The sequence below is a fragment of the Caballeronia sp. LZ035 genome, assembly GCF_031451175.1.
GTDB lineage: Bacteria > Pseudomonadota > Gammaproteobacteria > Burkholderiales > Burkholderiaceae > Caballeronia.
On record NZ_JARUXS010000002.1, the window covers coordinates 385,152 to 400,229 of the forward strand.

Consider the following 15,078-nt stretch of genomic DNA (forward strand, 5'->3'; position numbering starts at 1 on the left):
CGTGGAGCATGCATGGCCACTTTGACAACGCTTTACTCGCTCGTCTACCAGTTCGGCGACAACTTCGCCTATCTGGTGCTCGCGGCGCTCGGTCTCGCAGTGATCTTCGGCATGATGGGCGTGATCAATCTCGCGCACGGCGAGTTCATCATGTGCGGCGCCTACGTCACCATCATCGCGGCGAAGCGCGGCCTGCCGCTGCCACTCGCGATGTTGCTCGGCGCGCTGGCGGCGGCGCTTGCCGGCGTGATCGTCGAGCGGCTCGTGATCCGTCATCTCTATGACCGCCTGTTCGATTCCGTCGTCGCCACCTGGGCCATCAGCCTCATCGTGCAGCAGACCATGCTGCTCGTCGCGGGGCCGTCGATGGAAGGCATCGCGACGCCGTTCGGTTCCTTTTCGCTCGGCGAATATTCGTTCTCGACGTATCGCGCCGTGCTGCCGCTCATCGCCCTCGCGATTCTCTTCGGGCTCTATCTGCTGTTCTTCAAGACCAACTACGGTGTGTGTGCCCGCGCGACCATTCAGAACGCGAGCATCGCGCAATGCCTCGGCCTGCGCACGGACCGGCTCTATACGCTGACCTTCGCGCTCGGCGCGGGGCTCGCGGGCCTGACCGGCGCGCTATACGCCCCGACCATGACGGCGGTGCCCACCATGGGCAGCAATTTCATCGTGCAGGCTTTCGTCTCGGTGGTCGTGGGCGGCGCGAACGTGATCGCCGGAACGACACCAGCGGCAGGCGTCCTCGCCATCATCCAGACGGCGCTCACGGCCTCTTATGGACAATTGTTCGGGCAGATCGGGCTGCTGTTAACGGTGATCGTCGTGATCCGGCTGATGCCGCAAGGCCTCGGCAATCTCTTTACCCGCCTGCGCTAGGAGGCCTGCATGAAGCAAACCGGAATGGCTTCCAACGGTGCGCCCGGCGCCTGCGCGCGGATCCTGCGCGTGCTTCCGTGGCTCGTTGCGCTGTGCCTGCCACTCGTTGTCGATGCAACGACCAGCGGCAATCTCGCGTATTGCCTGCTGTGGGCCTTCAGCGCCATGGGGCTGGCCGCGATGTGGGGCTACGGCGGCATCCTGTCGTTCGGGCAGACCGCGTTCTTCGGGCTGTCCGGCTATAGCTACGGCATCTTCACGCTGAACTACGGCGATTACTGGTTTCAGTCGTGGCTCGGTCTCGGCGCGGGCCTCGTGGTCAGCGTGCTGGCGGCCGCGCTGATCGGCTACATGATCTTCTATGGCCGCATCAAGGGCGTGTTCATCGGCATCGTCACGCTGTCGATCACGCTCGTGCTCGAAACCTTCATGGCGCAGACCGCGGGTCCACAATGGGCGATCGGCGAGGCGCGGCTCAATGGCTATAACGGCATGGGCGGCATGACGCCGTTGACGATTCCCTGGCCGGGCGGCCCGATGACGCTGGAGAACGCCAGCTTCTATTACCTCGTGCTGATCCTGCTGATCGTGGTGTACGCCGTCATGCGCAAGCTGCTCGACGGACCGTTCGGCCTTACGCTCATCGCCATTCGCGAGAACCCGCAGCGCGCGGAGATGCTGGGCGTCGACATCCGCCGCCATCAGTGGCTCGTGTTCGTGCTCGGCTGCACGATGGGCGGCCTGTCGGGCGCGTTATACACGATCTGGGGCTCCTACATCACCCCGTCGACGATGGGCCTGACCGCCGCCGCCATGCCGGTGATCTGGGTGGCGACGTCGGGACGCAAGACCATCGGCGGGACGATTCTCGGCACCGCGCTGCTGGTCTGGCTCTCGCAGAATCTCGCCGTGTACGGCAGCCAGTACGCGCTGATCCTGCTCGGCGCGATCCTGCTGATCGTCGTGCTGGCCGCGCCCGAAGGCCTGCTGCCCTTCGTCACGCGGCAACTCGGACGGCTCGCCGGCCGCGCGGGCGGCGGCGCGCGCCACGGCGGCCCCTGTCTCAAGCGCGAGGAGGGCAAGTCATGACCACGCTGCTGGAAACACGCGGACTCAAGAAGCATTTCGGCGGCGCGCACGTCATCAACGGTATCGACTTCAGCATCGACGCAGGCGAGATACGCTGCGTGATCGGGCCGAACGGCGCGGGCAAGAGTACCTTCTTCAAACTCATCACGGGGGAGCATCGGCCATCGGAAGGCAGCGTGATGTTTCTCGGCGAGGACATGAGCCATGTGCTGCCGCACGAACGCATCCGCCTGGGCATGAGCATCAAGTTCCAGATTCCCGGCGTGTTCCCCGATCTCAGCGTGCGCCAGCATCTGCAACTGTCGCTGCATCGTGCGCGCGACGACCGGCCTGAAAGCCTCGACGACCTGCTCCAGCGCTTCATGCTGGAGCACGAGGAACACGTGCTCGCGCGCAACCTGTCGCATGGCAAGAAGCAGTGGCTCGAAATTGCGATGGCTGTCTCGCTGCGGCCGAAGCTGCTGTTTCTCGATGAACCCGTGGCTGGCATGTCGGTCGAGGAAACCCATGCAACGGGTGAGCTCATCAAGCGGCTGTCGGCGGCCGGGCTCACGATGATGGTGGTCGAGCACGACATGACCTTCGTCAAGCAGATCGCGTCGCGCGTCACGGTGCTGCACGGCGGCAGCGTGCTGGCCGACGGCCCGCTCGACGAGATCCTTGCGCGCGACGATGTCGCCGAAGTGTATCTGGGGAAAAAGAAATGAGCGCGTTGCTCGAAGTGTCGGGCGTGGAAGCAGGATATGGCGGCGGACGCGTGCTCAACGGCGTGTCTTTCAGCATCGGGCGAGGCGAGGTGCTGGCGCTGATCGGCCGCAACGGCGTCGGCAAGACGACGCTGATGCGTGCGCTCATCGGGCTGGTTCCGCTCGATGCCGGAGAGATCACCCTCGACGGCACGGCAATCGGCCACGAGAAGCCCTACGTGAGGGCGCAGCAGGGCATGGGCTATGTGCCGCAGGGCCGCGAGATCTTCGGCGCGCTGACGGTCGCGGAGAACCTTCAGGTCGGCGCGCAGGCGAACCGGGCGAAGGCCGCGCAGATGCGCGAGCGGGTGGTCGACTATTTTCCGATCCTGAAGCAGCGCTACGCGCAGAAGGCGGGCACGATGAGCGGCGGCGAACAGCAGCAGCTCGCCATCGCCCGGGCGCTGATCAGCGCGCCGAAGGTGGTGTTGCTCGACGAGCCGTCCGAGGGCATCCAGCCTTCCATCGTCGATCTGATCGGCGAGACCTTGCAGCAGATCGCGCATGAAACAGGCATCGGCGTGGTGCTGGTCGAGCAGGACATGGGCATGGTCGAGCGCATCGCGACACGCTGCTGCGTGATGGACAAGGGCCGTATCGTCGAGACATTGAGTCCCGCGCAACTCGGGGACGAACAACTCATTCGCCAGTATCTGGCACTGTGACGGAGAGCGAGACATGAAATGGCTTGAGGACTCGATCATGATGAAGCGCGGCGCAGGCGCGGGCCGCGAACCGGTGGAGCATCATCTCACCGAGCAGATGCAGAAGACCTTTCACTACACCATCGGTCCGTACTCGGAGCCGGTGCTGCACGTGAAGCCGGGCGACCGCATCGTGGTGGAAACGCGCGATGCCTTCGAAGGCAAGATCAAGGAGGAGACGGACAAGCCGTCGCAGGTCTTGCAAGTGCCGTTCCTCAATCCGCAGAACGGGCCAATCATGATCGAGGGCGCGGAGAAGGGCGACGTCGTTGCGGTGTACATCGAGAAGATGGCGCCGCGCGGTCCGGACCCGCACGGCTTCTGCTGCATGATTCCGAACTTCGGCGGCCTGACGGGCACCGACTACACCGCGCTGCTCAACGAGCCGTTGCCGGAAGTGGTGCGCAAGATCAAGATCGACGAGGAGAACGTGTACTGGAGCAAGCGCAACACCTTGCCGTACAAACCGCATATCGGCACGCTGAGTCTTTCCCCGGAAATTGATTCGATCAACTCGCTCACGCCTGATAATCACGGCGGCAACATGGATGTGCCGGACATGGGGCCGGGCAGCATCACCTATCTGCCGGTGCGCTCGCCGGGCGGACGCCTGTTCATCGGCGATGCACATGCCTGTCAGGGCGATGGCGAAGTGTGCGGCACCGCCGTCGAGTATCAGAGCACGACCACCGTGCGCGTGGATCTCATCAAGGGCTGGCGGATCGACTGGCCGAGGCTCGAGAATGAAGATGCGCTGATGAGCATCGGCAGCGCGCGGCCGCTGGAGGATGCCACGCGCATTGCCTATCGCGAACTCGTGCTGTGGATGGCCGCAGACTACGGCTTCGACAAGTGGGATGCGTACATGATGCTGAGTCAGGTGGGCCGCGTGCGCCTGGGCAATTTTGTCGATCCAAAATACACGGTTGGCGCGATGGTCGCGAAGCACTATCTGAAGTAACGTATCAGTCGGAAGCAGCGGTACAAGACGGCACCAGACGACCCAGGCGCGAGGCCACGGCTTCGCGCAAACAAGAGAGCGTGTCAAGAAATGGCTTTGTCCGATCCCATTCGAGTGGGCCTGTTGTGCTCGACCAGCGGTTCGACCGCGCTGCTCGAGCAGTCCCAATGGCGAGGCGCCTGTCTCGCCGTCGACGAGATCAATGCGCGCGGCGGTATTGGCGGACGCGAACTCGTTGCGCTGCACTACGACCCCGGCTCCGACCCGGCCGCGTTTCGCGAACTGGCGGAGCGGCTGATTTTGAAGGACGGCGTCAACACCATCTTCGGCGGCTATACGTCCACGAGCCGCAAGGCCATGCTGCCGGTCGTCGAAAAGCACAATCGTCTGCTGATCTATGCGCAGATGTACGAGGGCTTCGAGTACTCGGACAACATCATCTATAGCGGCGCGTCGCCGAATCAGAACGGCGTGCAGCTCGCGGACTTCATGACCGAGACTTTTGGCGCGCGCGTGTATTTCGTCGGGTCGAGCTATGTCTATCCGTACGAATGCAATCGCACGATGCAGGAGCTGCTGCTCCAGCATCCCGAAGGCGCGATCCTCGGCGAACGCTATCTGCCGCTCGATGCCACGCGCGAGCAGTTCGAGCAGGTCATCGCCGACATCCGCCGCAAGTCGCCGGACTGGATCTTCTGCACGGTGATCGGCGAGACCGTGCCGTATCTGTACGACGCCTACGCGCACGCCGACTTCGACCCGGCCCGCATGCCCATCGGCAGCCTCAATACCTCGGAGACGGAAATCCGCGCGATGGAGCCCGGCAGCGCCGCCGGTCACATCACGGCCGCGCCTTACTTCCAGAGCATCGACACGGTGGAGAATCATCGTGCGGTCGCGCTGCATCAGTCGCGCTACGGCGCGCAGACGCCCACCGACATGAACTGGGAAGCCGCCTACTATCAGATGCACATGTTCGCGGAAGCATTCGCGCGCGCAGGCTCCGACAAGCTCGCGAGCATCATGCCGCAGTTGCTCGGTTCCGAGTTCAATGCGCCGCAAGGCCGTGTGCGCATCGATCCGGTGAATCATCACATGGCGCTGTATCCGCGCGTTGGCCGCGCGTCTGCTGACGGCCAGTTCACCATCCTGCGCGAATCGAAGTTCGCCGTCGGCCCCGATCCCTACATGACGCGTCAGACGCTCGGGGACTGGGTCACGAAGCTGAGCACACGGGACTCCTGACGTGAGCACGCGCCCGGACCGAGGCCAGCGGAGCCTCACCAGTTCGATCCTCGAGCGCCATGCGCGGGTGCTCGTCTTCCATCCGGACGACAACGACGGCCAGACGCTCGCGAATCACCTGCGGCGCATGGGCTTTCAGGTGGAGCGCTGCTGGCCGCCGCTCGACACCTTGCCCGAACGCGTCGATCTCGTGTTCCGCGCGCTGCTGCCGGAAGAACGCGCGCCATGCGGCGAGTGGTCCGGACCGGATGCGCCGCCCGTCATCTGCGTGGTGGCCTACGAGAATCCGACCTTCATCGACCAGGCCATCAAGCTCGGCGCGGACGGCATCGTCACGACGCCGGTGCGCGCGTCAGGGCTGCTCTCCACGGTGGTGATGGCGCTGTATCACTCGAAGCGCTCGCGTCAGCATGCGCAACGCATTGCGAAACTCGAACAGAAATTGCTCGACAGCCGGCATCTGCAGGAAGCCAAGAACATCTTGATGATCATGCATCGCGTGAGCGAACGCGAGGCCTACGACATGCTGCGCGCGCAGGCAATGGAGAAGCGCGTGACCATCGACGACATCTGCCACTCCGTCATCCAGGCGGGCGAAGTGTTGCAGATTGCGCGCGGCATGAGTTCCGGGGACGGTAGCGAGAAAGCGTGAGCGTGCCGTCGCCACGTCTGACCGACATGCACAGGAGCGGCGAACATGGACCTGCAACTGAAGGGCTTGAGGGCGATCGTGACCGGCGGCACCAAGGGCATCGGGCTGGCGATTGCGCGGACATTGGCGGCGGAAGGCGCGGACGTTGCCATTTGCGCGCGCGATGCGGCCGCTGTCGAAACCACCGCGCAGGCGCTGGCCGAACTGGGCGGCGCGCGTGCATCGGGCGCGGCTGTCGATGTGGCGGATGGCGCCGCGCTCAAGGCGTGGGTCGCGCGCGTTGGAGCGGACTGGGGCGGGCTGGATATCGTCGTGGCGAATGTGAGCGCGCTTGCTATTGGCAACGACATCGAATCGTGGCGCAAGGAGTTCGAGACGGATCTGCTGGGCACCGTGAATCTCGTCGATGCCGCGATGCCGTTTCTCGAAGCGAGCCAGGCGGCTTCCATTGTCGCGATATCGAGCGTGTCGGGGCGCGAGATCGACTTCGCGGCCGGACCCTACGGCGTCTTCAAGGCCGCGCTGATTCACTACATGCAAGGGCTGGCGAATCAGCTTGCGGCGAAGGGCATTCGCGCGAATACGGTATCGCCGGGCAATGTGTATTTCGAAGGCGGCGTGTGGGACTGGATCGAGCATAACGACGCCGCGCTGTTCGAACGCGCGCTCGCTTTGAATCCGACCGGACGCATGGCCCGGCCGCAGGAGATTGCCAACGCGGTGGCGTTCATTGCGAGTCCGGCGGCGAGCTTCGTGAGCGGGGCGAATTTCGTCGTCGATGGCGCGCTCACGCGTGGCGTGCAGCTTTGAGCGTCGAGTGTTTGAACACTACTTCAACAGGAGCCACGAATGCAACGAGGCAGTGCGATGGATATCGATCTGGACGCGCTCACGGTCGAAACCGTGCAGGCGGGTTTCAAGGCCGGCACGTTCACGGCGGAACAACTGGCGCAGGCCTGCTTCGCGCGGATCGAGCGCGATAACGGACGCTACAACGCGCTGATTTTCCTGAACCCCGCCGCACTCGACGATGCGCGAGAGATCGACCGGCGGCGCGCTGATGGAGAAGCGCTGGGGCCGCTCGCCGGTGTGCCGGTCGTCATCAAGGATCCGATGGACATGGTCGGCTTTCCGACCACGGCAGGCTGGACGAAGCTATACAGCAAGCACGGCGGCGTGGACCTGATGCCCGCACGCGATGCGCCGGTCGTCGCACGCATGCGCCGCGCGGGCGCGATCCTGCTCGGCAAGACCAACGTGCCCATCCTGAGCCACACAGGCACGCATGCCAACGATAGCTGGGCAGGCCCGACCCTCAACGTGCCGATGCCCGACCGCGCACCCGGCGGCAGCAGCGCGGGAACGGCATCGGCGGTGGCATCGGGCATGGCGGTGCTCGGGCTCGCCGAAGAGACTGGCGGCTCGATCCAGAACCCGGCGTCGGCGCAAGACCTCGTCGGCATCAAGCCGACCATCGGGCTGGTGCCGAATGCAGGCGTCGTGCCCCTGTCGGGCAATCGCGATGTGGTAGGGCCGATTGCCCGCACCGTGCGCGACGCGGCGCTGTGCCTCGATGCGCTCGCAGGCTATTCGAGCGAAGACCCGAAGACGTTGGCCAGTGTCGGCCATCAGCCTGAAGGAGGATATGCAGCGGCGCTTGCCACGGACGCGTTGAAGGGCAAGCGCATCGGCCTGTACGGACCGGGCTGGCGCACGCAAGCGCTCTCCGACGAAGCCGCCACGCTCTATGAACGCGTGCAGCGCGAACTGGTTGAACTGGGCGCGGTGCTGATCGATGATCCGTTCGCCGGTTCGGGCTTCGCGGATCTGCGCAAGCCGACGCCGCCGCTCGAACATTTCGATGCGCGTGGACTCGAATCCATTCCCTACGATCTGGAGAAGTATCTGCAACGCTTGGGCAAGGACGCGGCGCTCAAGACGTTCGCGGAATTCGCCGAAGCGACGCGGGATGACGATGCGTTCGGCCCAAATGGCGTGTTGCGCTATCTGCATAGTCTGGCGGATTTCCGCACTGCGCTGGCCGATCCGTCGCTGCCGCCCGAGATGCCGGAGTTCGTCGCACTGAAGGCGCGCTATCTGACGATCTTCGACAGCGTGATGAGCCAGCATCATCTCGATGCGCTCGTATTTCCGCAAATGCGCGGCGAGCTTCCGTCGCTGCACGGCAAGGAAGTGATTCAGGAAACGACCGTCGGCGAGATCAATATCGCGGGCTTGCCGGGCATTGCGGTGCCGGCTGGATACTACGAATCCGGCTCGCCGTTCGGTCTGATCTTCGTCGGACGCCAATGGGACGAGGGCGCGCTGCTCGGCTATGCCTACGCGTATGAATGCGGCACGCGGCACAGGAAGGCGCCGCGACTAATCTGACCTGATCCCGGACCGGCGCGCGGGCGCCGGTCGTTCAAAAACCGCCACTAGGTCGGCCTTCTTCGGGTAAACCGCAAGGCCCCGATAAATTCTTGGATATAGTTGGCATACGGAGTATATTTCGATCCAGAGAAATCGAGACTTTGTGGAGGCAGACATCATGCAATTTCATCTCAACGGTTTTCGCACGGATGACCCGAGCATCGAGCCCGCTGCCGAAGGCGCGCCGCATGTTGCGATGCCTGATGCGATGGATGTGCTCATCGTCGGCAGCGGTCCGGCTGGACTCGTGCTCGCAGCCCAGCTGGCGCAGTTTCCGTCGATCAATACGCGCATCGTCGAACGTCGTGCGGGACCGTTGCTGATGGGACAGGCGGACGGCGTCGCGTGCCGCACCGTGGAAATGTTCCATGCCTTCGGTCTCAGCGAGCGTCTGCTGCGCGAAGCGTACTGGGTCAATGAAACGGTTTTCTGGCGTCCGGATGCCGATGACCGGGGCGCCATTCGTCGTACCGGACGCGTTCAGGATACCGAAACCGGCATGTCCGAGTTTCCGCACGTGATCGTGAACCAGGCGCGCTTGCAGGCTTATCTGCTCGATCTGATGCATCGTTCCGCGCAACGCCTCGAACCGGATTACGCGCTCGAAGTCGTCGATGTCACGCGCGACGACACGCATGACCATCCCCTCACCGTCACGCTGAAGCGCACGGAAGGGGAGCATGCCGGTGCAGAGGTGAAGGTCCGCGCGCGCTACGTCGTGGGTTGCGATGGCGCGCGAAGCCGTGTGCGTGCGGCCATCGGCCAGACGCTCAACGGCGACGCTGCCAATCATGCATGGGGCGTGATGGACGCGCTGGCGGTGACCGACTTCCCCGACATTCGCCTCAAGGCCGCGATTCAATCGGCGAGCAAGGGCAATCTGTTGCTCATCCCGCGCGAGGGCGGCTATCTCGTGCGTTTCTATGTCGATCTCGGCGAGGTGACGCCGGAGAACCGCGACGGCATCCGGCAGATCAAGGTGGAGCGCATCATCGAGACGGCGCAGCGCATCCTGCATCCCTATACCCTCGATGTGAAGGAGGTCGCGTGGTTCTCGGTGTATGAAGTGGGCCAGCGTCTGACCGAGCGCTTCGACGATGCGTTGACACCCGATGGCTCAGTGCGCGAACCACGCGTGTTCATCGCGGGGGATGCCTGTCATACGCATAGCGCGAAGGCGGGGCAGGGCATGAACGTGTCGATGCAGGATGGTTTCAATCTCGGCTGGAAGCTGGGCGCAGTTCTTCAAGGCCGTAGCGATGCCAGCCTGCTGCGCACCTATTCCGACGAACGTCAACCGGTCGCGCAGGAGTTGATCGACTTCGACAAGGAATGGTCCGCGATGATGGCCGCGCCGCCGAAAGATCCGGCGCATCCGGAAGCGGGCGGCGTGGATCCGGCGGAGTTGCAGGCGTATTTCGTGCGTGCAGGCCGCTATACGGCGGGCGTTGCCACGCATTACCGGCCGGGGCCGCTGACGGGCGAGGCGACGCATCAAGCGCTGGCGCGCGGCTTCACGATCGGCACGCGCTTTCATTCGGCGCCGGTGATCCGCATCGCCGATGCCAGGCCGATGCAGCTCGGTCACGCGGCGCTCGCCGATGGCCGCTGGCGTCTGTACGCGTTCGCGGATGCGAGCGGCCAGGCGTTCGATGCGCTCTGTGAGCATCTGGCTGCATGGCTGCGTGACGTCACGCCACCGGATGCCGACATCGACAGCGTCATCGATCTGCGCGCGGTGTTGCAGACTCCGCATCGCGACGTGCGCTTGCAGGAACTGCATGCGGTGCTGTTGCCACGCAAGGGCCGCTACGGTCTGGTGGATTACGAAAAGGTATTTACGCGCGACGAGTCGGCTGATATCTTCGACGCGCGCGGCATCGATCGCGAACGGGGTGCGCTCATCGTGGTCCGTCCGGATCAATACGTCGCGCATGTGCTGCCGCTCGATGCGTTCGACGAACTGAACGCCTTCCTGCGCCCTCTCTTCCGAACCCGTTCCACTGCGTAACCCTGTCGAACCGTGCCTGCTCAAACTCATTTTCCCGCCGCACTTTCCCGATTCACCGGTAGTCTGGTGCGGCGCGCGCAGCAGCGGCATCTGGCGGTCTGGCAGAGCGAGGTGTCGGCGGAAATCACGAGCGTGCAGTATGCCGCGCTTGAAATCCTGCAACGGACGCCGGGTGTGAACCAGCGTCAGCTTGGCGATGAACTCGATGTGGACCGCTCGACCATCGCGGAACTGGTGGCGCGCATGGCGCGCAATGAGCTGATCGAGCGTTCCGACGATCCCGTCGACAAGCGCAGCTACGTGCTGTCGCTCACGCCTGCCGGGAAGAAGCAGCTTGCGACGCTGCGGCCTCGCGTGGAGCAGGTGGAGCGCATCCTGACCGCAAGGCTGACAGCAGCGGAGGGCCGCGAGTTGCGGCGCCTGCTGCTGGCCTTGCTGCCGGACGAGGCTTGACGCTTTAGTCCGCGCCCTCGAACGGCACGCGCACATTCCCTTCCATCAGCACGCGCGCGCTGCGGCTCATGATGGCCTTGGTGACTTGCCACGCGCCTTCCACCTGCACCGCCTCCGCGCCGACCCGCAGCGTGCCCGACGGATGCCCGAACCGCACTGACTGACGCTCCCCGCCGCCCGCCGCGAGATTGACGAGCGTGCCGGGAATCGCCGCCGCCGTGCCGATGGCCACCGCCGCCGTGCCCATCATCGCGTGATGCAGCTTGCCCATCGACATCGCGCGCACCAGCACGTCCACATCGTCCACACCCACTGGCTTGCCGCTCGATGCCGTATACGCCGCCGGCCGAGCGACGAACGCGACCTTCGGCGTGTGCTGGCGCGTGGCGATTTCATCGAGATTCTTGATGAGCCCCATGCGCAGCGCACCATGCGCACGGATGGTCTCGAAGCGCTTCAAGGCCGCTTCATCGCCGTTGATGGCGTCCTGCAACTCGGTGCCGCTGTAGCCGATGGCATCGGCGTTCAGGAAGATGGTCGGAATGCCCGCGTTGATCATCGTGGCCTTCAGGGTGCCGATGCCCGGCACATCGAGATTGTCCACCACGTTGCCGGTCGGGAACATCGCGCCGCCCGCGCCTTCTTCTTCCGCGGCCGGATCGAGGAATTCGAGCTGCACTTCCGCCGCCGGAAAGGTTACGCCATCGAGTTCGAAGTCGCCGGTTTCCTGCACGGCGCCGCTCGTCATCGGCACATGCGCGATGATGGTCTTGCCGATGTTCGCCTGCCAGATGCGCACGATGGCGATGCCATTGTCCGGCACGCGTTCCGGATCGACCAGCCCGCCGCCAATGGCAAACGGACCCACCGCCGCCGAAAGATTCCCGCAGTTGCCGCTCCAGTCGACGAAGGCTTTATCGATCGACACCTGACCGAACAGGTAATCGACATCGTGACCGGGCCGTGTGCTCTTCGACACGATCACCGTCTTGCTCGTGCTCGACGTCGCGCCGCCCATGCCGTCGATCTGCTTGCCGTACGGGTCGGGGCTGCCGATCACGCGCAAGAACAGCGTGTCGCGCGCCGCGCCGGGCACGCGTGCGGCCTCGGGCAGATCGTTCAGGCGAAAGAAGACGCCCTTGCTGGTGCCGCCGCGCATGTAGGTCGCGGGGATCCTGATTTGAGGTGCGTGTGCCATGTGAATCGAATCCTTTAGAAGAATTGACGGCGCGTCAGGCGGCAGCCTTCGACGATTCCAGGAAATCCTGTGCAAAGCGTTGCAGAACGCCGCCCGCTTCGTAGATGGACACCTCTTCGGCGGTATCGAGCCGGCACGTGACGGGCACTTCCACGCGTTCGCCGTTCCTGCGCTGGATCACGAGCATGAGGTCGGCGCGCGGCGTGCGTGCGCCGATCACGTCGTAGGTCTCGGTGCCGTCGAGCGCGAGCGTCACGCGGTTCACGCCCGGCTTGAATTCGAGCGGCAACACGCCCATGCCGATCAGGTTCGTGCGATGGATCCGCTCGAAGCCTTCCGCGACGATCGCCTCGACGCCCGCGAGCCGCACGCCTTTCGCAGCCCAGTCGCGCGACGAGCCTTGTCCGTAGTCCGCGCCCGCAACGATGATGAGCGGCTGCTTGCGCTCCATGTAGGTCTCGATGGCTTCCCACATGCGCGTGACCTTGCCTTCGGGTTCGATGCGCGCAAGCGAGCCTTTCTTGACCTGCCCATCGACCACGGCCATTTCGTTGATGAGCGTCGGATTGGCGAAGGTCGCGCGCTGGGCCGTCAGATGATCGCCGCGATGCGTCGCGTACGAATTGAAGTCTTCTTCGGGCAGGCCCATCTTCGTCAGATATTCACCGGCGGCGCTGTTCGCGAGAATGGCGTTGGACGGCGAGAGATGATCGGTCGTGATGTTGTCGCCGAGCACGGCGAGCGGCCGCATGCCGCGCAACGTGCGCTCGCCCGCGAGCGCGCCTTCCCAGTACGGCGGACGGCGGATATACGTGCTCTGGCCGCGCCAGTCGTACAGCGGGTTGATGGCGTCGCCGCTTGCCTGCGTCAAAGCGAACATCGGCTCGTACACGCGGCGGAAATGCTCGGGCTTCACGCTCTGCGCAACGATCGCATCGATCTCCGCATCGTCGGGCCAGATGTCCTTCAGATACACAGGCTGACCGTTCGCGCCAGTGCCGAGCGCATCCTTCTCGATGTCGAAGTGAATCGTGCCGGCAATCGCATACGCAACGACGAGCGGCGGCGAAGCCAGGAACGCCTGCTTCGCGTAAGGGTGAATGCGGCCGTCGAAGTTGCGATTGCCGGAGAGCACGGCGGTGGTGTACAGCTCGCGCTCGACGATCTCCTGCTGGATCACGGGGTCCAGCGCGCCCGACATGCCGTTGCAGGTCGTGCACGCAAACGCGACGATGCCGAAGCCGAGCTTTTCGAGTTCGGGCAGCAGCGCAGCATCCTGCAAGTAGAGTTCGACGGCCTTCGAGCCCGGCGCCAGCGACGACTTCACCCACGGCTTGCGCGTGAGGCCTTGCGCATTGGCGTTGCGTGCAAGCAGTGCCGCCGCGATCACGTTGCGCGGGTTGCTGGTATTCGTGCAACTGGTGATGGCCGCGATGATGACCGCGCCGTCCGGCATCTTGCCGGGCGTCTCTTCCCACTTGCCGGCGATGCCGCGCGCGGCGAGTTGCGACGTAGGCAGGCGCTTGTGCGGATTCGACGGCCCCGCCATGTTGCGTTCCACGCTCGACAGATCGAAGCGCAGGATGCGCTCGTAGCGCGCGTTCGTGAGCGTATCCGCCCACAGGCCAGCGGTCTTCGCGTAGGTCTCGACGAGGCGAATCTGTTCTTCTTCGCGGCCGGTGAGGCGCAGATAGTCGATGGTCTGCTGGTCGATGTAGAACATCGCGGCGGTCGCGCCGTACTCCGGCGCCATGTTCGAGATGGTCGCGCGGTCGCCTAGCGTCAGGCTCGCCGCGCCTGCGCCATAGAACTCCAGATACGCGCCGACAACCTTTTCCTTGCGCAGGAATTCGGTCAGCGCGAGCACGATGTCCGTCGCCGTGATGCCCGGCTGCCGCTTGCCGCTCAGTTCCACGCCGACGATATCCGGCAGACGCATCCACGAGGCGCGGCCCAGCATGACGTTCTCCGCTTCCAGACCGCCGACGCCAATCGCAACGACGCCCAACGCATCGACGTGCGGCGTGTGGCTGTCGGTGCCGACGAGCGTATCGGGGAACGCGACGCCGTTGATCGCATGAATGACCGGCGACATGCGCTCCAGATTGATCTGATGCATGATGCCGTTGCCCGGCGGAATCACCTCGACGTTCTCGAAGGCCTGCTTCGTCCAGTCGATGAAGTGGAAGCGGTCTTCATTCCTGCGGTCCTCGATCGCGCGGTTCTTCTGGAACGCATCGGGATCGAAGCCGCCGCATTCGACGGCCAGCGAATGATCGACGATCAGCTGCACCGGCACCACGGGATTCACCTTGGCGGGATCGCCGCCCTGTTCGGCGATGGCGTCGCGCAAACCGGCCAGATCGACCAGCGCCGTCTGGCCCAGGATGTCGTGACACACCACGCGCGCCGGATACCACGGGAAATCGCGCTCGGTCTTGCGCTCGATCAATTGCAGCAGCGAGGCGTCGAGCATGGCCGGATCGCAGCGCCGCACCAGATTCTCGGCCAGCACGCGCGATGTGTAGGGCAGGGTGTCGTAGGCGCCGGGCGAGAGGGCGTCGACGGCAGCGCGTGCATCGAAGAAATCGCACGGTGTGCCGGGAAGGGGTTTGCGGTTTGCAGTATTCATGGCCGTGTCTCGCTCATCGCATGGTCTGGTGTCAATCGCCATGCTGCAAGGGTATTGTCGGGGGTCGAACGT

The 15,078-nt window shown here is 64.4% G+C and carries 13 protein-coding genes; 11 read left to right on the top strand and 2 right to left on the bottom strand.

Going from position 1 to position 15,078, the window contains the following annotated elements; translation table 11 throughout:
• The first annotated feature begins 12 nt into the window (after positions 1-12).
• From QCE88_RS17350 to QCE88_RS17400, 11 genes are all read left to right on the top strand, one after another.
• A complete protein-coding gene (locus tag QCE88_RS17350; protein ID WP_309834309.1) occupies positions 13-882 on the top strand; it encodes an ABC transporter permease subunit in 870 nt (289 codons plus the stop codon).
• 9 nt (positions 883-891) lie between these two features.
• Entirely contained in the window at positions 892-1,971 is a 1,080-nt protein-coding gene (locus QCE88_RS17355) for an ABC transporter permease subunit (protein WP_409018156.1), read from the top strand.
• Positions 1,968-2,678, top strand: coding sequence for an ABC transporter ATP-binding protein (locus QCE88_RS17360; protein ID WP_309834311.1), 711 nt, complete (start codon positions 1,968-1,970; stop codon positions 2,676-2,678). Before QCE88_RS17355 ends, QCE88_RS17360 begins: the two co-directional genes overlap by 4 nt.
• Positions 2,675-3,382, top strand: a complete 708-nt coding sequence (locus QCE88_RS17365) for an ABC transporter ATP-binding protein (RefSeq protein WP_309904319.1) — start codon at positions 2,675-2,677, stop codon at positions 3,380-3,382. The genes QCE88_RS17360 and QCE88_RS17365 overlap by 4 nt, the downstream gene beginning before the upstream one ends.
• A 13-nt stretch (positions 3,383-3,395) precedes the next feature.
• On the top strand, positions 3,396-4,382 hold the full coding sequence (locus QCE88_RS17370; RefSeq protein ID WP_309834314.1) for an acetamidase/formamidase family protein: 987 nt from the start codon (positions 3,396-3,398) through the stop codon (positions 4,380-4,382).
• Positions 4,383-4,472: 90 nt separating this feature from the next.
• Positions 4,473-5,627: a transporter substrate-binding domain-containing protein gene (locus QCE88_RS17375; protein WP_309904322.1), complete on the top strand. Its 1,155-nt coding sequence runs from the start codon at positions 4,473-4,475 to the stop codon at positions 5,625-5,627.
• Between the two features lies 1 nt (position 5,628).
• On the top strand, positions 5,629-6,279 hold the full coding sequence (locus tag QCE88_RS17380) for an ANTAR domain-containing protein (RefSeq protein ID WP_309904323.1): 651 nt from the start codon (positions 5,629-5,631) through the stop codon (positions 6,277-6,279).
• A 45-nt stretch (positions 6,280-6,324) separates the two neighbouring features.
• Positions 6,325-7,089, top strand: coding sequence for an SDR family oxidoreductase (locus QCE88_RS17385; RefSeq protein ID WP_309904326.1), 765 nt, complete (start codon positions 6,325-6,327; stop codon positions 7,087-7,089).
• A 39-nt stretch (positions 7,090-7,128) separates the two neighbouring features.
• Entirely contained in the window at positions 7,129-8,670 is a 1,542-nt protein-coding gene (locus QCE88_RS17390) for an amidase (protein WP_309904328.1), read from the top strand.
• Between the two features lie 160 nt (positions 8,671-8,830).
• A complete protein-coding gene (locus QCE88_RS17395) occupies positions 8,831-10,723 on the top strand; it encodes an FAD-binding monooxygenase (protein ID WP_309904330.1) in 1,893 nt (630 codons plus the stop codon).
• A gap of 12 nt (positions 10,724-10,735) precedes the next feature.
• On the top strand, positions 10,736-11,176 hold the full coding sequence (locus tag QCE88_RS17400) for a MarR family transcriptional regulator (RefSeq protein WP_309904332.1): 441 nt from the start codon (positions 10,736-10,738) through the stop codon (positions 11,174-11,176).
• A 4-nt stretch (positions 11,177-11,180) separates the two neighbouring features.
• On the opposite strand, the gene prpF is transcribed toward QCE88_RS17400, so the two are convergent.
• Both prpF and acnD read right to left on the bottom strand, forming a co-directional pair.
• Complete coding sequence (gene prpF / locus QCE88_RS17405; RefSeq protein WP_309904334.1) at positions 11,181-12,374, bottom strand: 2-methylaconitate cis-trans isomerase PrpF; 1,194 nt, start codon at positions 12,372-12,374, stop codon at positions 11,181-11,183.
• A gap of 34 nt (positions 12,375-12,408) precedes the next feature.
• Complete coding sequence (acnD, locus tag QCE88_RS17410; protein WP_309904336.1) at positions 12,409-15,006, bottom strand: Fe/S-dependent 2-methylisocitrate dehydratase AcnD; 2,598 nt, start codon at positions 15,004-15,006, stop codon at positions 12,409-12,411.
• Positions 15,007-15,078 lie beyond the last annotated feature (72 nt).